Raw genomic sequence first — 21,227 nt, forward strand, 5'->3', positions numbered from 1 at the left:
GTTTTTTTGTTTTGTGCGGGCGAATTAGCGATCGGAAGTGCGATCGCCCTTTCGGAAGCTAATACAGCAGATTTCAGGTTTGTAGGGGCGGTTCTAAGAGTTCCCGCCCGCGATCGACCTAAAATCTGCTGCGACGATCCAACGGAGGACTAAAGTCCTTACTACGAACCTATTTTGAGGGACTATCGCTGTCTTTCTCTTCTTGCCTAATATCCTGAAAAATGTGCCAAATTAAGCAAACAATACTAATCCAAAATCCTGAAACTGGATCTAACCACGAGATTAAATTGACGACGCCAAACTCGGTCAATTGTCCAGCAACGCAGGTGAATTTGTGAGTTTTTACAATATCTTTGAACTTCATGGCGGTATTCCTAAATGTCATAATCTACAAATAACCGCATACCAGGGGCAGCATCCAGAGCAAAACAGTGCAGATTGAACTGCACTAATCTGCACTATGATTTTTCCCTAGCTATTCACTAAACTATGAATAGTCGCAATCTCTCCACTTACCACCGATGAGCAAAACTCCCAATTCCAGCACCATAGGGCTTACTCTAGAAGGATTAGAGAAAGTTCGCGAAAGAATGGCCCAATTGCCAAAGCCTGAAAAACCAGATAAGAAAGGTTGGACTCAAGAGGATTTGGCAAAAAAGTCAGGGGTGAGTATTGACACGGTTAAGCGGTTTCTTGATAAAAAGCGAATTAGGAGAGACTTTATTACTTGGATCGCCCAAGCTTTAAATTTAGAAATAACCGAAATTGTCGATCGCCACGAATGGAGCCCGCCCTCACCGCCAGCAACCCAAATCGACTGGCGCGAAACCTGCCGCGCCGCAGCCCAAGCCAAGCGACAAGCGGCCAACACTTTTTTTGCTAACGACTTAGCGCGAAAAATCGACCTCAACGAGATTCACGTCCCCTTGGGATTAATCGAACGCCAGCAAAAACCCCAGCGCCGCGATGATTTCTCCCCTCAAACAGGTTCCCAAGCTTATCAGGAAGCCGAAAAATTGATTCCCCTCAGTTACGACGAATTTTGCGAAAAAGTCCTCACAAACAGCGATAGCCCTAAAAGCAAGGGGAAACGCCTTGCAGTCATCGGCGAACCGGGTGCGGGAAAAACTACTCAATTGTTGAAAATTTGCGATCGCATATTGGCGGAAACTGAATATTTGCCCGTATGGATATCCTTAGCAGAGGTGAAAAAACCTTTGTGCAAATATTTAATGGAAGATTGGCTGCGAATAGCGGCGGGAAAATTGGATGCTGCACCTGCGGAATGGGTGAAAGAATTTCAGGAATTACTGAGTGAAGGAAAAATCTGGTTGCTGTTGGACGGCGCGGATGAAATGGGAATAGCCGATTCCCTGGGAACTCTATCGCCACAGTTGAGAGAACGGGTATTTGATAAAGTACGAATAGTAATCAGTTGCCGCCTGAATATTTGGGAGGCTACGGGGAATGCCCTGTCTGATTTTGATACTTATAAAATGCTCGATTTCAGCTATGGAGACGGCGATAATTGCGATCAAGTGAAATTGTTTATCGATCAATGGTTTACCCCCCTTAATCCCCCCTTGCCAAGGGGGAAAACTGGCCCGATTCCTAATCCCTTACCAACGGTAAAAACTACCTCAATTCCTACTCCCCCCCTTACCAAGGGGGGGCTGGGGGGGGTTCTACGCGCCGCCTTAGACGAACCGGGAAAAGAGCGAATCAAAGATTTAGCACGAAATCCCCTGCGGTTATTCCTGCTGTGTTTAACTTGGGAATTCGGACAGCAAAAATTACCGGATACTAAAGCCGAACTTTATGAAGTATTTGTCGCAGCGCTTTATGATTTCAAAAAACAAGCTTTCCCGACAACAGCAGCACAGAGAACAAACTTAAATGCTGCCTTGGGAAAGTTTGCACTGACAGCAATTGAAGCTGGATATAAATCGATATTGCCCGATCGGTTTGTGATCACAAATCTGGCGAAACCGCATCCAGAGTTATTTGAAAAAGCAATTGACTTAGGTTGGCTGAATCGAGTCGGAGTTGATGACAAAAACCCGCTGAAATCTGTTTATGCTTTCTATCATCCTTCTTTTCAGGAATATTTTGCAGCGTGCGAGATTGAGGATTGGCACTTTTTCTTGAATCATGTGCCGCAGAATCCGCAGCAGGGGATTTATCGGATTTTTGAGCGGCAGTGGAAAGAGGTGATGTTGCTGTGGATGGGGCGAAAGGATGTGGATAGGGAGGAGAAGGAAGCGTTTATTAAGGCGTTGGTGGAGTTTGATGATGGATGCAAATATTTTTATGGGTTTCGAGCTTATTTTCTAGCTGGTGTCTTAATTGATGAGTTTAAGGATTGTGCTTTGGCTGATGCGATCGTTGCACAAATTATCGAGTGGGGATGTGGTTATTTAAATATTGAAAAACCGGGGTGGCAGACATTTCTGGATCCAATTGCAAAAGGAGCAAAAGCATTATTACCAGAGAGCGATCGGACAAGAGCGATCGCCACTTTAACTGAGTTAATCCGCACCTCTGAGAATGAAGATATTCGGTGGGAGGCAGTAGTAAACTTAGGGAAAATAGACGAAGGCAACCCAGATGCGTTCGCTGCTTTAACTGAGTTAATCCGCACCTCTAAGAATGAAGATATCCGGTGGGACGCAGTAGTAATTTTAGGAAAAATAGGCAAAGGCAACCCAGATGCGATCGCCACTTTAACTGAGTTAATCCGTACCTCTGAGGATGAAGATACCCGATGTATGGCAGCAGATAGCTTAGAAAAAATAGACGAAGGCAACCCAGATGCGATCGCTGCTTTAACTGAGTTAATCCGCACCTCTGAGGCTCAAGATCTCCGGCATAGTGCAGTATATAGCTTAGGGGAAATATATGCAGGCAACCCAAATGCAATCGCCGCTTTAACTGAGTTAATCCGCACCTCTGAGGATGAAGTTATTCGGTTGGAAGCAGTAGATAGCTTAGGGAAAATAGGCAAAGTCAACCCAAATGCGATCGTCGCTTTAACTGAGTTAATCCGCACCTCTGAGGATCAAGATATCCGGTGGAAGGCAGTAAATAGCTTAGGGGAAATAGGCAAAGGCAACCCAGATGCGATCGTCGCTTTAACTAAGTTAATCCGCATCTCTGAGAATGAAGATATCCGGTGTGCGGCAGCAACAAGCTTAGGAGAAATAGACGAAGGCAACCCAGATGCGATCGCTGCTTTAACTGAGTTAATCCGCACCTCTGAGAATGAAGATATTCGGTGGCAGGCAGCAGATAGCTTAGGGAAAATAGACGAAGGCAACCCAGATTCGATTGCCGCTTTAACTGAGTTAATCCGCACCTCTGAGAATGAAGATATTCGGTGGCACGCAGCATATAGCTTAGGGGAAATAGACGAAGACAACCTAGATTCGATTGCCACTTTAACTGAGTTAACCCGCACCTCTGAGAATGAAGATATCCGGTTGCAAGCAGCAGATAGCTTATGGGAAATAGACAAAAGCAACCCAGATTCTATCGTCGCTTTCACTGAGTTACTCCACACCTCTGGAGATGAAAATATTCGGTATCAAGCAGAAAATATGTTAGGGAAAATAGACACAAATAGGCTAGGGGAAATAGACAAAGGCAACCCATATCCGATCGCCGCTTTAACTCAATTAATCCTCACCTGTGAGGATAAATATAGACAGGACACAGCAGCCTTTTTTTTAACAATTAAAACAGAAATTCAGCAAATGGCAGGGGTTGTCACTGCCTTAAAAGATTGCCTATCCGATGAGACTTGGGAAAATGACTTTGATAGATACAACAATTCCTACAAAGTCATCTGGCACTGTGCCCAAAATCTCCCTTACCCCACTTTTTATGACGCATGGCACCATCCACCCACCACACCCCATCCCGAAGTTCCCGATACAACTGCAGTCGGTTTCACCTCAACCACATCAACCCTCAACTGGCAAACTTTCCCCCAAGACATTGCCAGAGAAATCAATAATCAAGCCGAATTATCCAATCAAATCCAACTCCTGTGCATCGACAGCAAAAACTTCATCAACCCCGACAACCCCGCCGCCAAGATTTACACCCAAATGCTGAAACAAGGCTGTCCCAAATGTGAGGATGCCACGAAAACAATGGCAGATTTACAAACTTATTGGGATTTCCTGCTGATGGATAGCGAGAAATCTTTGATCTTAGTATTCTACAACTCGCGGGGGGAAGATGCGACTGGATTTAGCGAGATATTTCTCAATGATTTAAGCAAATTTGACGGCAATATTGCTATTGTTAGCGAGAATAACGCGCATTCGCTGGCAGCTTTTTCACTCAGTCAATCTGATTTGATTGGAGCGATTGTGCGATGGATTTGCCAAGTTGTATGGGAAAGTTGATCGGAGCATCTCAGTTTTGCTTTCGTAGTGCTGTCCCCGATAGCGAGTCTTGTATAGCTCGCGAGCGTATAAAAAAATGCTTTTTACAAAAATGAAATGCTCCCAAGTTATACCATTTTGACAAATTATTGCTACGGTTATTAATCGTATATAAATTATCTGTCATGAGCATAAATTACCGGATACGGCAGTGCCGTGTCCCTACAGGTAAAAACCTTTATTTTTTTTGTAGCAAGGTTTTTTTAAATTGGTATTATACCATTTCTAAGAAGTATTGCTACATAAATTAGAGGATATAATTTGTAGGGAAACGGCATTGCCGTTTCCGGCGGGGGTTATGCAAATGACAGATAATTTGTATAAAGTAATTGTAGCTTATTCAAGGACTTTGATGATAGTGGCGATCGGGATAAAAAGTGAAAGTTCATCATCCTCTAGCGGTATGAAACCGTATTTCAAATAAAACTGTTTCGCTTGCTGATTTTTAGCATCGACTGTCACCGCAAATATTCCCACTTCTGACGAGAATCGAACTGCTTTGCGAAAAGACTCCATCAGTAGCTCCTCCTACTCCTCTCCCTTGCATGGAACGATCTACAGCAAGTTTGCCAAGACGCATCCCTGGTACTGGATAGCGTGGCAATCCTCTCCGATAATTTTCGGGTAGAGACTCCCGTTTAATTTCAGCCATACTGACAGAATAATAGCCTGCTACATCTGGGCTGCCAACTTCAGGAATTGCCACAAAAGTTTTAGAGATGCCTCTTTTATCGTTTTGTTTGGCATATTTTTTAATGTACTCATTTAACTCTGGTACACCGCAGTCGAAAGCTTCTCGTTTGATTCGGTTATCCTCAATGGAGCAAAAAATTAATTCCATTGTTTACCACTTTCCATACTTTTCTTGATGCTCTTTAATGGCTGCTTTTAGTGCTTCGTTGGGCTCCGGTGGGTTTTCGATCGCAGATGCGAAGATTTCCCAGTCGCGCTCGCTTAACACGATCTGCTCTACTTGAGGAGTTTCTTTGGCTGCTTTCAGTGCTATGTCTAGCAAATATTCGTTGAGGCTCAAGCACTTCGCAGTGGCGGCTTTTTCGAGAATTTCTTTATCTGCTTGGCTGAGGGTGAACTCTATTTTTGTTTGGGTATCGGTTGGTGTTGACATCGTTTTGTTACCAAAGAGCGATCGACTAATTTTATTGTAGCAATTGTCCTCGCGGGCGATCGCCTCTGTGTACCGATCGCTGGAAATGTGGGTTATTATTTAAAAGAGCGATTCCCTACGGGATAGCTTCGCCGATCGCACTCAAAAAAAGTATTTGTTCAACATCCTGGTGGGAGAATAGCTTAATGACAACCACTTTGCCAACAACCGACCAACATTACTTCACAGAAGAGCAATATTTAGCACTGGAAGAAACAGCAGAGGACAAAAGTGAATATCTCGACGGGGAAATTATTCCTATGACAGGCGGCTCTACCAATCACAATCGGCTCGCAGGAAACGTTTACATTGCTTTAAATTTGGCTCTTCCAGAACAAGAGTATGATGTCTTCATCGGTGACGTGCGTCTGTGGGTTCCAAAAGTGCGACTTTATACTTATCCCGACGTAATGGTAATTTTGGGAAAACCGGAGTATCACAACAATCGCACAGACATGATTACTAACCCTCAAGTGATTGTGGAAGTTTTATCAAAGTCTACTAAAAATTACGATCGAGGTGACAAGTTTAAATTATACAAAACTATTCCTAGTTTTCGAGAATACATTCTGATTGACCAAACACAAATTAATGTTGAGCAGTATTCTAAAACCGAGAATAAAAAATGGTTGTATTCCGAGTATGATGAGGAAGATACCGCATTAGTGTTTAATTCCTTCGAGGTTGAAATTCCTCTATCGGCTATTTATAAGAAAGTCAATTTTGAGGAAGTTGAGAAAGACAATAATCAGAATGAGGTGTGAGGGCGATTCCTACGGGATAGCTATGCTTCACGCTCTTGCCTCGTGTTAAACTGAATCTAGCGGTCGTCTTAAGCAAGGAAAAAATAGCCGTGATACCTCTCAAAGAAAAACTCGTTGAAAAACTGAAAAATTTCTCTGAAATTGAACTGCAAGAAATCCTCAACTTTGCTGACTTCCTGTTATGGCAGCGGAAACAACAGGAAATAGCTTCGCCGCTCGATGAAACTGGCAACAGCCAACCAGCAAATATGGATGAAGAGTGCGAGGTTCATTATGTTGGTGGAGTCTTAGTCGTCAAAGCATCATCAATAAAAACTGAATAAGTAATTAATTGGGATACAATCATTTCCGATATGCGCGAAGATGGAAAATATATAATTGAAAAGACATGACTCAAAATAATTTACTGTCTCGCATCTCAATCGACTCGAATATCTGCTTTGGAAAACCCTGTATTCGCGGTCATCGCATCTGGGTTTCTCTGATTCTTGACTTTCTAGCTAGCGGCATGACTTTGGAAGAATTGCTTGAGGAATATCCGGGAATTGAACGAGAAGATGTTTTGGCTTGCATTGCTTATGGGGCTGAGTTGGCAAGAGATTATTATGTCGAAATTCCTCTGGTTGAAAAAAAGGTAGTTTTAAAGTGAAGTTAAAACTTGATGAAAATTTGGGCAGCATCCGCGTTGTTTCGATGTTACGTTTGGCTGGCCATGATGTTGCGACTGTACGGGAACAAAATTTGAGTTCAACACCGGATGAATTATTAATTGATATATGTCGGAGGGAAGATAGATGTTTGGTGACTTTGGATAGGGGGTTTGGCAATCGCCTCCGCTACAATCCTTCTGATTATTCTGGGATTGTGTTACTGCGTCTGCCTTCTCAATCGAAACCGCAAGATTTGCAAGCGGCAGTAGAAATATTAATTCGCGGATTGGAGACCGCAGAAGTTGCGGGTAAATTGTGGATTATCCGAGGGGAACAGCTTTTGGAATATCAAGCAATATCGGAAGATGAATCTGACTAAATGCGGGCAGAAATAATGGAAAAATTTATTCTTGAATAAACTTTTTAGCTGAAATAATCTTCATTATCAATATCACTGAAGTAATTCCAAAATTAAGGGTTGAAAGAGATCTGTCCAAGATTTTATAGATCTGCAAGGGCATCCACAACAGACGCCCTTACCCAACTAACTACGCGCCGACAGCTTCCTTGGCGGCGTACAACACCTCAGCATTAATTAAAGCAATACCGCGTTCGCGAGCAAACTTCTCAGTATTTCGCTTCACCTTACCCCGCACAAAACCAGGGATTTTATTCAACTCAGCTTGTCCGTCTTTCGTCCAATTCATATCAGAATCAGCCGAAATTCCTTTGTGAATCACTTCCTTCGTATCGTGGCCACCGAAGATTTCTAGCAAGTGGTCTTCCATTCCCAAAGTAAAGGAATTGTAGACCAAATCTACACACTGATTCGTGCCTTCATAACCCAAAAATGGCTTGTAGCCGATCGGGAAATTTTGAACGTGAATCGGCGCAGCAATCACACCGCACGGAATATCAAGCCTTTTACCCACATGGCGTTCCATCTGCGTGCCGAAAATCGCCGAAGGTTCCGCTTTCGCGATCGCATCCCCGATCGCCCCGTGATCCTCCGTCACCAGCACTTCATCACAATACCCTTTTACCTCTTCCCGGAACCAGTCAGCATCGTGTTTGCAGTAGGTTCCTGCCCACACAACGTGGATTCCCATCTCGCGAGCCAAAATCTTCGTCATCGCCGCAGCGTGCGTATTATCGCCAAATACGACGGCTTTTTTGCCCGTTAAGTTTTGGCAGTCGATCGACCTTGAGAACCAAGCAGCCTGAGACACAAACCGCGTTTGTTGGTCAATAAACTCTTCATAATTAACATCCGCACCTTGAGCATTCAACACTTCCTGAATCTTGCGAATACAGCGCGCAGTTTCTACCACACCCATCGGCGTAATATCCACCATCGGAGTGCCAAATTCTTTTTGCAAATACTTCCCAGTCATCATCCCCAATTCCCGATAAGGAACCAAGTTAAACCAAGCGCGCGGCAGTCTTTTTAAGTTATGAACCGAAGCACCTTCGGGAATAACTTCGTTAACTTCAATTCCCAAATCTGCCATCAAACGCTTCAACTCGGTGCAGTCGTGCTGGTTGTGAAAACCCAGCGTAGACATACCGATAATATTCACCGATGGTTTTTCACTTTTACTTTCCAAATCGCCTTTTTTGCGAGCTTTGTTAATGTAAAATTGCACGATTTGATCTAAAGTGCGATCGGCAGCTTCGAGTTCGTTAACCCGATAATGGTTGACATCGGCTAGCAACACGTCGCCTTTGGCATCCAATTGAGCTCGCTCCACGAAGTTTTCCAAGTCTTCTTGCAAAATGCTGGAGGTGCAAGTCGGAGTCAACACGATTAAATCTGGGCTTTCTTCTCTGTCTTTGCGGGTGATATTGTCCACCACCCGTTCCTGCGAGCCCCGCGCCAGTACGTGTCTGTCAACGACGCTGGTAGTTACAGGCGTGAAATCCCGTTCCCTCTCTAGCATGGAGCGCATGACGTTAAAATAGTCATCTCCAATCGGTGCGTGCATGATGGCGTGGACGTTTTTGAAGGAAGTCGCAACGCGCAAAGTGCCGATGTGGGCTGGGCCTGCGTACATCCAATAAGCCAATTTCATAGGTATTTTTCCTGGTGTTGGTTGAGATTTGCCCGATCGGGCGATTACTGCTAAATTTTAAGGTTGTTTCCGATTTTCTCACCGGATGAATCCTTTAGAAATAATAACTTTCTGAAGATTTACAGATGGGAAAAATCCTCAAACCCTTTTCCTGGCTGGGATTTTACTCGCCATTCCCACAATTTTACCTTTGTTTTATGGCAATAATTCTTAATCTATTGTCAAGTTTCGTTAAGAACCGGACACATCTTATCAACCTAGGATACGCCAGCCGCACCTGACACCTAAATTGCTACAATAATTTTCGCCCAACTATATTATTGACTTTTTAGGCAACGTCTCATACACTATTAATTAATCCACTATTTCCTCTGTCGCCAAACTTGCTTTATTAGGGGAAATATTGACCTAAAACAAATCCTTGACAAATCCCATGAAACTATCCAAAATTGACTTAAGCAGCATCTTAGCAGTCGGTCACTCTAACGGCCAGTTAGGACTTTTGATCGATCGCGGTGAACAAGTCGAATTTATCGAAATAGCCGCACCAGAAGCGGCAATGCACGGCCTGCAAATGGTAGATTTTATCGCGAATACAGATTCCATCGAACTCGATCCCGGTATTGAATTAACAGAAATTGCTCACCGCGACGAACCGATTGCTATGATCCCGGTTGATTCGGCAATGGCTAGCGCGATCGGATACAACGAAGAGGAGCAAGTTTTGCAAATAGAATTTAGCAGCGGGTCAGTCTATCAATACAGCCACGTAGAACCGGAAATTTGGGAATCTCTGCAAGAAGCTGATTCTACAGGCCGATTTTTTAACTCCGAGATTAAAGGTTATTATTCCAGCCAGCGCGTAGATGACCCAATAGATAAGACAGCGGTTGAAACCGCTTTTGAAATCGAACTCGGATGACGGGCGCTTCGCCACATACGAGTTCGATCTCAAACTACAAAAACGTAGGCGTTAACCTTCCCAAAGGGTAGTCCGCCTCCGCGGGCTGAAGAAAAATCACCTAATTTTAACCCCCCGTTCTTCAACCCGCTTGGAGTGCATGAGTGTTTGTGTAGACGCGGTTTCAACCGCCCGGTCTCTGTCAAGCCCTGTCTTCCCACACATCCCAAAAGATAGCTTTTGAGTGATAATGAAGAATAACATAGGATTTACCAAAATAAACCCGGTTCACACTAAAAAATCTTGGGTTTGTCAACGACTAGCAACGAAAAAATCGGGTTTCTAGCCCGCCGCGCGCAACTCCTGTAATATTGACCAAGCACACCTAATTTGAGAGAACCTGACTATGATGGCAATTCCCGGCGTTGCAGTTCTCGCTCTTATTTATGAAAGCAGCACTTCCCTGGTTTACCGCGGCCGTAACGAGCAAGACAACCAACCTGTTATTATCAAAATTATCAAAGAAGACTATCCGACTCCCGAAGAACTGAATAGATACAAACGCGAATATGATATTACTGCCAACTTAAACCAGCTCGACGGAGTTGTTAAAGTGTACAAGTTGCAGCAGGTTAGCAATATTTTGGCAATGATTTTAGAAGATTTTGGCGGCGAATCTTTAAAAATATTTATGGCTACCCAAAAATTTACCACTTTAGGATTTTTGACTACAGCCATCAAAGTTGCTGAAACTTTGGGAGAAATTCACGCAAAAAATGTAATACATAAAGATATAAACCCCTCTAATATAGTTTTTAATCCCGCGACTGGACAAGTTAAACTCATAGATTTTAGCATCTCAACTGACTCAAATCAAGAAAATTTTGCCAATAAAAATCCTAATTTTTTAGAAGGCACTTTAGCCTATATGTCGCCGGAACAAACCGGCAGAATGAACAGGGTTATTGATTACCGCACAGACTTTTATTCCCTTGGTGTCACCTTCTATGAAATCCTGTCAGGACAGCTCCCTTTTCCCACTACCGATCCGATGGAGTTAGTTCACTGTCACATCGCCAAACAGCCAGTACCTCTCGCTGAAATTGCACCAGAAATTCCTCAAGCTATTTCAGACATTGTGATGAAATTACTAGCAAAAACGGCGGAGGATCGCTATCAAAGTGCTTGGGGACTGAAAGCAGATTTGGAATCCTGTCTGTTTCAGTTGCAAACATCTGGGGTTATTTCTGAGTTTGCTCTTGGCAACCAAGATATTTCCGACAAATTTCAAATCCCTCAAAAACTTTATGGCAGACAGCGAGAAGTTGAAACTCTTTTAGCGGCATTTGAACGGGTAGCAGCAACAAATAATCGAGCCTACCGCATCGAACACTCCCAAATTTCTGTCATCAAGAAAGAGAGCAAATCGAAACAAGAAAATTCTGTGTCCGTGCTGGCGAGAGGACAGCATAAATCCCGCAGCGAGATGATGCTGATTGCTGGTTATTCCGGCATTGGCAAATCTGCAATGGTGAAGATTTTAGACAAACCAATTACCCGCAGGCGCGGCTATTTTATTTGGGGAAAATTTGACCAGTACAAGCGGACTATTCCTTACTCTGCCGTTGTCAGCGCTTTTTCGGAATTGGTGCGGCAACTGTTAACTGAAAGCGAAGCTCAATTGGCAGTTTGGCGCGAAAAACTCCGCACTTCTTTCGGGCAAAATGGGCAAATTATTATTGATGTACTTCCAGAAGTTGAACTAATTGTCGGAGCTCAGTCTCCTGTAGCTGAATTGGGGCCAACGGAATCTCTGAATCGCTTTAATTTAGTCTTTCAAAACTTCATTCGCGTATTTTGTCAGCCCGAACATCCGCTGGTGATTTTTCTCGACGATTTGCAGTGGGCTGATTCTGCCACACTCAAATTGATCGAATTAATGATGACAGATGAAGCGACACAATATCTGTTTTTAATTGGCGCTTATCGGGATAATGAAGTCAGTCCCACTCATCCTTTAATGATGACTGTGGAGACGCTGCGAAATCAGGAAGCTATCATTAATCAGATTGCTTTGTCGCCGCTGGGGGTGGAAAATATAACTCATTTGATTGCCGAGACTTTGCACAGCGATCGCGAATCTGTCAAACCTTTAGCTGAACTGGTAGTCAGCAAAACAGACGGCAATCCTTTTTTTGTCAATCAATTCCTGCAAACATTATATCAAGAGAACCTGCTAGTTTTTCAGCCACCGCAAGCGGGGAGCAAGGGCGGCTGGCATTGGGATATGACTCAAATTGAGCAGTGCGCTATCACTGACAATGTAGTAGATTTGATGGTACAAAAATTGAGAAAACTGCCAAGTTCAACGCAGCAGGTTTTGCGTTTAGTGGCTTGTTTGGGTAACGAATTTGACTTAAACACTCTTTCTTTAATTCATGAAAAAGAAGCGTCGGAAACTTTTTCTCACCTGTTGCCAGCGATTAAGTCGGGACTGATCTTGCCAACTTCGGAATTGGAAAGTAAGTCATTAGATTACGTGCTGTTTCCGCTATTAATTCTCAATTATAAATTTTTGCACGATCGAGTCCAACAAGCAGCTTATGCTTTAATTGACGACTCACAAAAAAAAGACGTTCACCTGAAAATTGGCAGGCAGATTCTCGAAAATACTCCGGCTGAATATCGCGCTGACAGAATCTTTGAATTAGTCGATCACTTGAATGTAGCCCGATCGCTAATTCGAGACGAGCGAGAATTAATTGAACTGGCAACGCTGAATTTAGACGCGGCTCGGAGAGCTAAAGATGCCACTGCTTATGTTGCTGCGTTGCAGTATTTAACCGCAGGTATGGACGGTTTAACCGCCGATATTTGGGATTCCCACTACGATTTAGCCTTTGCTCTGCACATGGAGCGCGCAAATGTTGAGTATTTAAACGGTTATTTTGAGCATTCAGAAGAATTTATCAACATAACCTTGCAAAAAGCGCGATCGGCCTTAGAAAAAGTAGAAATTTACAACCTGCTGATCGTGCAGTACACCCTGCGAGCGAAGTATGAAGAAGCCGTTAAAGCCGGAATCAAAGCTTTGGACTTGCTGGGCATTGATTTGCCGCTAGACGGGCTGCAAAAAGTCATCTCCGAAGAATTTGCAGCAGCCACAAATTTTTTAGCAGGTAGAGAAATATCTTCGCTGATTGACGCTCCCGAAATGACTGTACCCGATAAAAAAGTGGCAGTCAAATTAATCACAAACCTGTTAACATCGGCTTACCTCAAAAATCCCGACTTGTGGAAAGTCAGCGTATTAAAAGGAGTCAATCTTTCTCTCACATACGGTTTGGTTCCCGAAGCATCTCTCTGCTACGCGGGCTACGGTATGTTCTTAAACGCTGTTTCTGGAGATTACAAAACAGCTTATCAATTTGCCCTGCTGTCGCTAAATTTGAGCGAAAAATCGGGAAATATCGGCTTGAAGTGCAGAGCTTGTTCGTCCTTAGTCAGTATTTTTCATTACTGGTTCAATCATATTAAAGAAGCACACGCAATCAGCAATGAAGGGTATCAAGCAGCTTTAGAATCAGGAGATTTAGAATACGCAGGTTATATCCTGTCCAACCGTATAGCCAATTACTTTTTTCAAGGTAAAGAAATCTCGCAAATTCTAGCAGACACGAGCAGGTATTTGCAGTTCAGCCAAAAAACGAAAAATCAGCTTGTTACCGATATATTATTAGGGGTAGAGTTAATCCTACGCAACTTGAGCCAACTGACTCCTGAAAAGTTTGTATTTGAAAGCGAAGATTTGAGCGAAGCTGAATACGTACACAACTGTCAAGCTCATCAAAATTTGTACTCGCTCTGCCTTTATCAGATTCGCAAATGCCAGGTAATGTACTGGTATGGCAACTTTAACGAAGCGTTACAACTAGCTTTGGAAGTAGAAAAGCAGCTATCTTTTATTACTGGAGCAATCCCCGCTACCGAGTGGAATTTTTTCTTTTCTCTAACTTTGGCGGCCGTTTTTCCCAATGTTTCGGAAGACAAACAAAAGCAATACTTGGAGAAGTTAGAAGCTAATCAAAAACAAATGAAAATTTGGTCAGACAACTGTGCAGAAAATTTTCTGCACAAGTACCTTTTAGTCCAAGCAGAAATAGCCCGAATTACCAAGAAAGATTCAGAAGCTGTAGAGCTTTACGATTTCTCGATAAATTTAGCTCAAGATAATGAGTTTGTGCAAAATGAAGCCCTCGCCAATGAACTAGCGGCTAAGTTTTGGTTGAGTAAAGGCAAATATCAATATGCCAAAATCCACTTGCGCGAAGCTCACTCATGCTACTTGCGCTGGGGTGCAGTCCGCAAAGTTGAAGATTTAGAACAGAAGTATCCGCAGTTGCGGGAAATGACGCCGCTCCACGGAAGTTTTAACAACAATCAAACTACAAATACTATTCATACTTCTACTGGCAGTGATGCGAGAGTGCTGGATTTAGCAACTGTAATGAAAGCATCTCTGGCAATTTCCAGCGAAATTGTCCTCGACAAGCTGCTGGCTTCTTTGATGAGGATATCGCTAGAAAACGCGGGGGCACAATCCGGTTTTTTAATCTTAGTTAGAGATGGAAAACTTTTGATTTCAGCTCAAGCCTCAGTAGTTGCTGAAGATGTCGCGGTGCTGCAATTTACACCTGTTGAAGAATGTCAGGATTTACCTGTGACGGTGATTAATTATGTGGAAAGGACTCGCGAAGATTTGGTGTTGAGCAATGCCGCGGCTGAAGGGCGATTTACTGCCGATGCTTACATCGCCAAACACCAGCTCAAATCTCTTTTGTGTACGCCGATAGTCAATCAACGCAAATTAATCGGCATTCTTTATTTAGAAAATAACTTAACTGTTGGGGCTTTTACTGCCCACAGATTAGAAGTTTTAAGGCTGCTTTCTTCCCAAGTTGCTATTTCTTTGGAAAATGCTCTGCTTTACAATTCTGTGGAGCAGAAAGTGCAAGAGCGGACGTATGAGTTAAATGATAAAAACGAGCGTTTAGAAAAAACTTTGCGGGAGCTGAAACTGACTCAAGCTCAATTAATTCAAACGGAAAAGATGTCGAGTTTAGGGCAAATGGTGGCTGGTGTCGCTCACGAAATCAATAATCCTGTAAGTTTTATCTACGGTAATCTCAATCCAGCTAGCGAATACGTTAAAGATTTGCTAAAATTGATTGAGCTCTACCAGCAACACTATCCAGAACCTGCTGATGAAATCCTAGAGGAAATAGAAACAATTGAACTGGAATTTTTGAGTGAAGATTTGCAAAAATTGCTGGATTCAATGAAAGTGGGAGCCGAAAGAATCCGGGATATTGTGTTGAGTTTGCGGAATTTCTCGCGCCTCGACGAAGCGCAAATGAAGTCGGTTGATATCCATGAAGGCATCGACAGTACGGTGATGTTGCTGCAACCGCGCCTGAGAAAAGAGGGCGGCCGTTTGGGGATTGAGCTGATTAAAAATTATGCCAACTTGCCGTTAATTACTTGTTATGCGTCGCAGTTGAATCAGGTATTTATGAATATTCTTACCAATGCGATCGATGCGATGCTGTTGGCAAGAAATTGCCCGGAAACGTCTCAAAATACTCCTAATATTACAATTTCTACGGAGGTGACAGACCGCAATTCTGTAATAATCAGAATGGCTGACAGCGGGCCGGGGATGAGCACTGAGGTGCTGCACAAGATATTCGATCCGTTTTTTACAACTAAGCCGGTGGGTTCGGGCACTGGTTTGGGATTGTCTATTTCTCACTCGATTGTTGTTAGTTCTCATGGCGGAAATTTGACTTGTGTGTCTGTACCGGGAGAGGGGAGTGAGTTTGTTATTGAAATTCCGATCGCCCCCAGGCAAGTTTTGTAAAGAAAGAAAAATGGCGAATATAATGCAAATATAGGGCGAATTATAGGGCGAATAGAATTCGCTTCTACACAAACAAAGTCCGCCTCCGCGGACTAAGAAAACTGCACTTGGCGGTATAAATCCCCGATCGCAATTTCGACATCCACTGATTCCAGTCGCAAAGTATCGCCCAAACCATACTCCGAAAGCACCCACAGCCCTTGTTCGTTGCGTCGAAATACCTCTAGTCCGGGCTGTTCGACTTGCACCAAGACATACTCTTGCAGCGTGGAAAATTGACGGTATTTAGCAAATTTTGCGCCGCGATCTAGGGCTTCAGTTGAAGGTGACAAAACTTCGATAATCAAGGCAGGAAATTGCACCAATTGCGGATCGTTATCGCGATCGTCGCAAGTTACGACAACATCAGGATAAAAATACTTTCTCCCTGGTTCTACCCGTAGTTTAACAGCTAGGATGTAAATTTCGTAGGGCAGATTAAGGCGATCGTCTAATAGCTTGAAGAAGTTGAAGGTAATTCGATTGTGATTGCGGGTTCCACCTGTCATAGCGACGACTTCGCCATCCCAATACTCGTAGCGTTCTTCTTGGGTGGGTTCCCAAGTCAGGTATTCTTCTGCGCTCATCAATTGGCGATCGGGTAAAGCAACCATGATGCGATCGGGTAATGAAGTATGTTTCTAGGATAACAGGAAGATTGGTTTTTTTGGATACTGTTGAAGTATTGAGAATATTAAGCGATCGCCTACAATAATAGTATCCAAATCTAAAATTCAAAATCTAAAATGGTATGACTACACTCATTAAACCTAAGCCCACCTTAGAAGATTTCTTGAAACTTCCAGAAACCAAGCCCGCCTCAGAATTTATCAATGGACAAATCATTCAAAAACCTATGCCTCAAGGTGAACATAGCACCTTACAGGGTGAACTCTGCACTGTCATTAACCAGATAGCTAAAGTACAGAAAGTTGCTTGTGCATTTCCAGAGTTGCGCTGCACTTTTGGCGGTGCAGGAATTGTCCCTGATGTGACTGTATTCCGATGGGACAGAATTCCCTTTTTGCGATCGGGAAGAATTGCTAACCGCTTTGAAATTCATCCAGACTGGTCGATTGAAATTCTGTCCCCGGAACAAAGCCAAACAAAAGTGTTGAGTAAATTACTGCATTGTTCTCGAAATGGTACTGAATTGGGATGGTTGCTCGATCCTGAAGAAGAAAGTATGTTAGCTATATTCCCAGGGCAGAAAGTGGAATTGTACACAGGTGCAACTCAGTTGCCAATGCTCAATGGCATCGAGTTGGAATTGACCGTTGAGACTATTTTTGGGTGGTTGAGTTTGAGTTGAGATTGGGTAAGCGCTCGCACTCAAATATCAAGTTTGTTTCACTATCATAAAATATGATAAAATTGATTAAAAATACCTTCAGGAGAAACAGATGAAAGCTGTTGAAGTATTGGGAACCATAGATGAGAAAGGTCAATTATTGCTCGATCGCCCGATCGAAGACTTCCCCCCTAGCCGCGTGCGAGTGATTGTACTTTTTGCTGAAGTAGCAGAGGAAGTCGAAACCGATCCTGATGATACTCCCATTGCAGAAGTGAAAGCAAGTCTCAGGAGAGCATTAGAGGAAGCAAAAGCAGGACAACGCATCCCCCTTTCAGAAATGTGGGAGGGAATAGATGTCGAATGAAATTGCTTTCATACAGATTGATTTAACCCCTGAATACAAACGGAATTTGCGTGAATTATCAAAAAAATATCGCAATGTCAGGTTAGATACTCAGCCAATTATTGAACAATTCCAAGGGGGCAACTTTACTGGCGATCGCATCCCCGGAATGGGTGAAGATTATGTCATATTAAAGGTGAGAGTCAAAAATAGCAATATCCAAAAAGGGAAAAGCGCTGGTTATCGACTGATCTATCAAGTTGAGTCACCGAATAGCCTACTTCTATTAACCATTTATGCTAAATCAGACCGAGAAGATATTAGTCCTAATGAGATTCGTAACATCTTAGCTGAGTTAGATCGGGATGAATGATTAATGTCGGCAATTACGAGGTCAAAATAAACCAATTTAAAGAGCTTGCCGCTGAGCCTCCAACAATTCCTGAATCCCTATTTCTGCCAAGTCTAAAATTTGATTTAACTGAGGGCGACTAAAACTTCCTTCTTCCGCAGTTCCCTGGATTTCTATGATGCTCAAATCTCCATTCATTACCACATTACAATCAATTTGGGCCGCCACATCTTCAAGATAATTCAAATCTAAAAATGGCTCGCCTTCCAAAAGCCCCACAGAAACGGCGGCCACTTGACGAATAATGGGCGATCGCACCAAATCACCTTTTTGCACCAACTTGTTCAAAGCATCAGCCACAGCCACGAATCCGCCATTAATAGAAGTTGTGCGAGTCCCCGCATCCGCTTGCAAAACATCCGCATCCACAAGTATCGTGCGTTCGCCCAATAGCTGCATATCCAAGCACGATCGCAAACTGCGCCCAATCAACCGCTGAATCTCTTGAGTGCGTCCCGATAATTTCATAAATTCCCGCTCTTGTCGCTGCGGCGTAGATCCGGGTAACATTCGGTATTCCGCCGTCAGCCAACCTTGTCCGGTATTCTCCAGAAATCTCGGCACTCCCGGCTTGATTGTAACGCTGCAAAGTACCTGAGTATCGCCACTTTTTGCTAGCACGGAACCGCTAGCAAATTTGTTGAATTCGCGATCGAAACTAATCGGGCGAAGTTGATTTGATTTTCTGCCGTCAGGACGCTGGAAAGACATAATATTTAGGTAATTGGGAATTGGGAATTGGGAATTGGGAATTGGGAATTGGGAATTGGGAATTAATATTCCTTCTTGCTAATGACTATTGACTATTGATCAGGTTCGCGAGCGGGGACGATCGCACTAATAACTAATGATCGGGTTCGCGAGCGGGGACGATCGCACTAATGACTAATGACTAATGACTAATGACTAATGACTATTTGGCGTTAGCTTCGAGAAGTTTGAGAAGATCCTGCTGGACTTGTTCTGGAGATTGATCGCCGTTGATAGTTAACAATTTGTGGCGGTATTCGTAATAATCTAAAAGAGGAATAGTCCGTTCCTCGAACAAATCGAGCCGGCGCTGTAAAATTTCTGGCTCGTCGTCCGATCGATCGCGTTCGATCGATCGACTCAGCAACACTTCATGAGGCACTTTCAGCCAAATTGCCCAATCTAGCTCCTGCGCCAAACTCTCTAATAAAAAATCCAATTCCTCAGCTTGAAAAGCCGTTCGCGGATATCCCTCCAACACCCAGCCATTAAAGACATCCCACAGCAGCAACCGGCGGCCGATAAATTTAATCAAAATTTCATCGGGAACTAGCTCCCCGGATTCCACAGAAGACACGGCCAACTTGCCCAAGTCTGTTTCACTTGCGATTTCCGCGCGCAGAATGTCCCCTAATGCCAGCAAAGGAATGCTCAAATTGTTGCACAATTGTTGTGCTTGAGTTCCCTTTCCCGCTCCTGGCCCTCCCAGAATCACCAATCTCACAGTGTTTGCTCCTAGTGCCGTGACATTCAAATTCTATGCGATGTTTACCTTTTGTTGACACTCCTGGACGCAGCCAGACTCTCATAAACGGGGGTTTGCACCTGATAACTCTGGCACTCCAGGCTGTATTTTCGTAAAAAACCCGGTTTCTGCGTAAGTGTTTGCTTGAGTTAAAAAATCGAACTAACGACTCCGAATGCTACTGCCGCTAGCTTTTGACAATTTGTATATCTAGCGTTCGATCGGATGTACACTTGGCCCAGTACACTATATATTGTTAAGCAGGCTTCAGCCGCGCCAAGGTCGGAGCAGCAGTCAAGACTTAGTTACTAATTAAATATTGCCCTATGGTTGCTCAGTTACAAACCCCTAAACTCAATTTGACCCACAGCTTGCCCTACACAGTTGAAGGGCTGGTGCAAGTTTTTACAGGCCCGAACCGCTGCTTTTTTACCAGTGTCATGGCTCAAGCGCTCCGAATTGCAGGACAGGGAGCTCCGGTGTTGGCGGTGCAGTTCCTCAAAGGGGGCATCAATCAAGGGCATCAACATCCGGTGCGACTGGGGCAAAATTTAGATTGGGTGCGGTGCGATTTGTCTCGCTGTATTGACAAGGCCGATTTAGATGAGCTGGAAACGCGATCGATCGCACAATTGTGGGAGTACGTTCAAAAAGCGGTGCGTTCCGGCAGTTACGCCTTAATTATTCTCGACGAGTTGAGTTTAGCGGTGAATTTAGGCTTGATTCCCGAAGCAGAAGTGCTGGCATTGATTGACAGCAAGCCGCAGGATTTGGATATTATTTTGACTGGGCCTTCGATGCCGCCAGCAATTTTGGATATTGCCGACCAAATTACTGAAATTCGCCGCAGTTAAGGACAATAGACAAGATTCCCTGAGTCCTTTTAATCAAATTTTCGGACGGGCGGGACGCTCGTCGCACAAGCAAAAAAAATTGTGTGTGGGATGGGCGTCTCGCCCGTCCTAGGTATTTTTGCAAGATATCTAATGATTTTAGTTGCGATCGCCCACACGGGCGATCGCAATTTTTATGTATTTTATGTAAATTTTATGTAAAAAAAAGAGGCGACCGCTGAGTTCACGCGATCGCACGCCGCTTTAGCAGCGACATTACGCTGAAACTACCGGATCGAACACAACAGTCAAGCGGTCAGCCGGAACCATCCGTTTGAGAATTTTTAAGTGACCGTCTGCATCAGACCAACTGCGAAACTGACCCACAATCACCTTTTCTAAATTCGGAAGCGATCGAACTATAGTCCACGGTTTGAGACGTTTTTCTTGCAACATAGTAGAGAAATCTCCTTGGTAAATTGGAGCCAAAGCCCGTCCTAATACTTTTCTACGGGTAAGGACTGGTCTGTAACTTTGTAAACTTGCCCTTCTCTCACAACATATCACAAAAAAAATCCTTTGGGATTATATCTGATTTTCTGTTCTTTTTCTACCTAATTTCTGCATAATATATCCCTAAGCTGTGGCGCATTTAAATTGCATATTCGGGGCAGGCTTACGTCCCCACCCCACAAGAGTTTGATTATTTTTTGAACACCTACAATTTAAATGCAGAATAGCTTAACTCTTTAAATAATTGCCACCTTTGCCATTATTCCCCAATTCTTCCCTCTTCCTTCTTCCCTCTTCCTTCTTCCCTCTTCCTTCTTCCCTCTTCCTTCTTCCCTCTTCCTTCTTCCCTCTTCCTTCTTCCCTCTTCCTTCTTCC

The 21,227-nt window shown here is 43.6% G+C and carries 19 protein-coding genes; 12 read left to right on the top strand and 7 right to left on the bottom strand.

Annotation, left to right across the window (positions count from 1 at the left end; translation table 11 throughout):
- Positions 1 to 6 precede the first annotated feature (6 nt).
- Entirely contained in the window at positions 7 to 153 is a 147-nt protein-coding gene (locus QUB66_RS23135; protein WP_265235206.1) for a hypothetical protein, read from the top strand.
- Between the two features lie 368 nt (positions 154 to 521).
- A complete protein-coding gene (locus QUB66_RS23140) occupies positions 522 to 4,412 on the top strand; it encodes a HEAT repeat domain-containing protein (RefSeq protein WP_332969330.1) in 3,891 nt (1,296 codons plus the stop codon).
- Positions 4,413 to 4,896: 484 nt separating this feature from the next.
- On the opposite strand, the gene QUB66_RS23145 is transcribed toward QUB66_RS23140, so the two are convergent.
- Positions 4,897 to 5,292: a hypothetical protein gene (locus tag QUB66_RS23145; RefSeq protein WP_265235208.1), complete on the bottom strand. Its 396-nt coding sequence runs from the start codon at positions 5,290 to 5,292 to the stop codon at positions 4,897 to 4,899.
- Between the two features lie 3 nt (positions 5,293 to 5,295).
- Positions 5,296 to 5,577 carry a type II toxin-antitoxin system TacA family antitoxin gene (locus QUB66_RS23150; protein ID WP_332969332.1) on the bottom strand — a complete coding sequence of 94 codons (282 nt, stop codon included), beginning with the start codon at positions 5,575 to 5,577 and terminating at the stop codon, positions 5,296 to 5,298.
- 185 nt (positions 5,578 to 5,762) lie between these two features.
- On the opposite strand from QUB66_RS23150, the gene QUB66_RS23155 reads away from it, so the two are divergent.
- From QUB66_RS23155 to QUB66_RS23170, 4 genes are all read left to right on the top strand, one after another.
- The gene (locus tag QUB66_RS23155) at positions 5,763 to 6,380 is read left to right on the top strand and encodes a Uma2 family endonuclease (RefSeq protein ID WP_265235210.1); all 618 of its coding nucleotides are present in this window, start codon (positions 5,763 to 5,765) and stop codon (positions 6,378 to 6,380) included.
- 89 nt (positions 6,381 to 6,469) lie between these two features.
- Positions 6,470 to 6,703: a hypothetical protein gene (locus tag QUB66_RS23160; protein ID WP_265235211.1), complete on the top strand. Its 234-nt coding sequence runs from the start codon at positions 6,470 to 6,472 to the stop codon at positions 6,701 to 6,703.
- Positions 6,704 to 6,768: 65 nt separating this feature from the next.
- Positions 6,769 to 7,029 (top strand): DUF433 domain-containing protein, encoded by a 261-nt coding sequence (locus QUB66_RS23165; RefSeq protein ID WP_332969334.1) that lies wholly within the window; start codon positions 6,769 to 6,771, stop codon positions 7,027 to 7,029.
- Complete coding sequence (locus QUB66_RS23170) at positions 7,026 to 7,409, top strand: DUF5615 family PIN-like protein (RefSeq protein WP_332969336.1); 384 nt, start codon at positions 7,026 to 7,028, stop codon at positions 7,407 to 7,409. Before QUB66_RS23165 ends, QUB66_RS23170 begins: the two co-directional genes overlap by 4 nt.
- 169 nt (positions 7,410 to 7,578) lie before the next feature.
- Here the strand turns inward: QUB66_RS23170 and bchB are convergent, their stop codons facing one another.
- Entirely contained in the window at positions 7,579 to 9,102 is a 1,524-nt protein-coding gene (bchB, locus tag QUB66_RS23175) for a ferredoxin:protochlorophyllide reductase (ATP-dependent) subunit B (RefSeq protein ID WP_332969337.1), read from the bottom strand.
- Positions 9,103 to 9,535: 433 nt separating this feature from the next.
- Between bchB and QUB66_RS23180 the strand changes: the two genes are divergently transcribed.
- Both QUB66_RS23180 and QUB66_RS23185 read left to right on the top strand, forming a co-directional pair.
- Positions 9,536 to 10,024 (top strand): KTSC domain-containing protein, encoded by a 489-nt coding sequence (locus QUB66_RS23180; RefSeq protein ID WP_332969338.1) that lies wholly within the window; start codon positions 9,536 to 9,538, stop codon positions 10,022 to 10,024.
- Positions 10,025 to 10,409: 385 nt separating this feature from the next.
- Complete coding sequence (locus tag QUB66_RS23185; protein WP_332969340.1) at positions 10,410 to 15,923, top strand: trifunctional serine/threonine-protein kinase/ATP-binding protein/sensor histidine kinase; 5,514 nt, start codon at positions 10,410 to 10,412, stop codon at positions 15,921 to 15,923.
- A gap of 92 nt (positions 15,924 to 16,015) precedes the next feature.
- On the opposite strand, the gene QUB66_RS23190 is transcribed toward QUB66_RS23185, so the two are convergent.
- Positions 16,016 to 16,576, bottom strand: coding sequence for a Uma2 family endonuclease (locus QUB66_RS23190; protein WP_332969341.1), 561 nt, complete (start codon positions 16,574 to 16,576; stop codon positions 16,016 to 16,018).
- A gap of 137 nt (positions 16,577 to 16,713) precedes the next feature.
- Here QUB66_RS23190 and QUB66_RS23195 point away from each other — a divergent pair, with 137 nt between their 5' ends.
- The 3 genes from QUB66_RS23195 (at position 16,714) to QUB66_RS23205 (ending at position 17,972) form a co-directional block, all read left to right on the top strand.
- A complete protein-coding gene (locus QUB66_RS23195; protein WP_332969343.1) occupies positions 16,714 to 17,274 on the top strand; it encodes a Uma2 family endonuclease in 561 nt (186 codons plus the stop codon).
- Positions 17,275 to 17,365: 91 nt separating this feature from the next.
- Entirely contained in the window at positions 17,366 to 17,620 is a 255-nt protein-coding gene (locus tag QUB66_RS23200; protein WP_332969344.1) for a type II toxin-antitoxin system RelN family antitoxin, read from the top strand.
- Positions 17,610 to 17,972, top strand: a complete 363-nt coding sequence (locus QUB66_RS23205; protein WP_265235219.1) for a type II toxin-antitoxin system RelE/ParE family toxin — start codon at positions 17,610 to 17,612, stop codon at positions 17,970 to 17,972. Before QUB66_RS23200 ends, QUB66_RS23205 begins: the two co-directional genes overlap by 11 nt.
- A 36-nt stretch (positions 17,973 to 18,008) precedes the next feature.
- Here QUB66_RS23205 and rph read toward each other — a convergent pair whose 3' ends face one another.
- Together rph and QUB66_RS23215 are read right to left on the bottom strand one after the other, a co-directional pair.
- The gene (gene rph, locus QUB66_RS23210) at positions 18,009 to 18,722 is read right to left on the bottom strand and encodes a ribonuclease PH (RefSeq protein ID WP_332969345.1); all 714 of its coding nucleotides are present in this window, start codon (positions 18,720 to 18,722) and stop codon (positions 18,009 to 18,011) included.
- Positions 18,723 to 18,924: 202 nt separating this feature from the next.
- Positions 18,925 to 19,485, bottom strand: coding sequence for an adenylate kinase family protein (locus QUB66_RS23215; RefSeq protein WP_265235261.1), 561 nt, complete (start codon positions 19,483 to 19,485; stop codon positions 18,925 to 18,927).
- Positions 19,486 to 19,832: 347 nt separating this feature from the next.
- Between QUB66_RS23215 and QUB66_RS23220 the strand changes: the two genes are divergently transcribed.
- On the top strand, positions 19,833 to 20,360 hold the full coding sequence (locus QUB66_RS23220) for a P-loop NTPase family protein (RefSeq protein WP_332969347.1): 528 nt from the start codon (positions 19,833 to 19,835) through the stop codon (positions 20,358 to 20,360).
- Positions 20,361 to 20,615: 255 nt separating this feature from the next.
- On the opposite strand, the gene QUB66_RS23225 is transcribed toward QUB66_RS23220, so the two are convergent.
- A complete protein-coding gene (locus QUB66_RS23225) occupies positions 20,616 to 20,795 on the bottom strand; it encodes a hypothetical protein (protein WP_332969348.1) in 180 nt (59 codons plus the stop codon).
- Positions 20,796 to 21,227 lie beyond the last annotated feature (432 nt).

It is taken from the genome of Microcoleus sp. A2-C3 (genome assembly GCF_036706065.1).
Lineage (GTDB): Bacteria > Cyanobacteriota > Cyanobacteriia > Cyanobacteriales > Microcoleaceae > Microcoleus.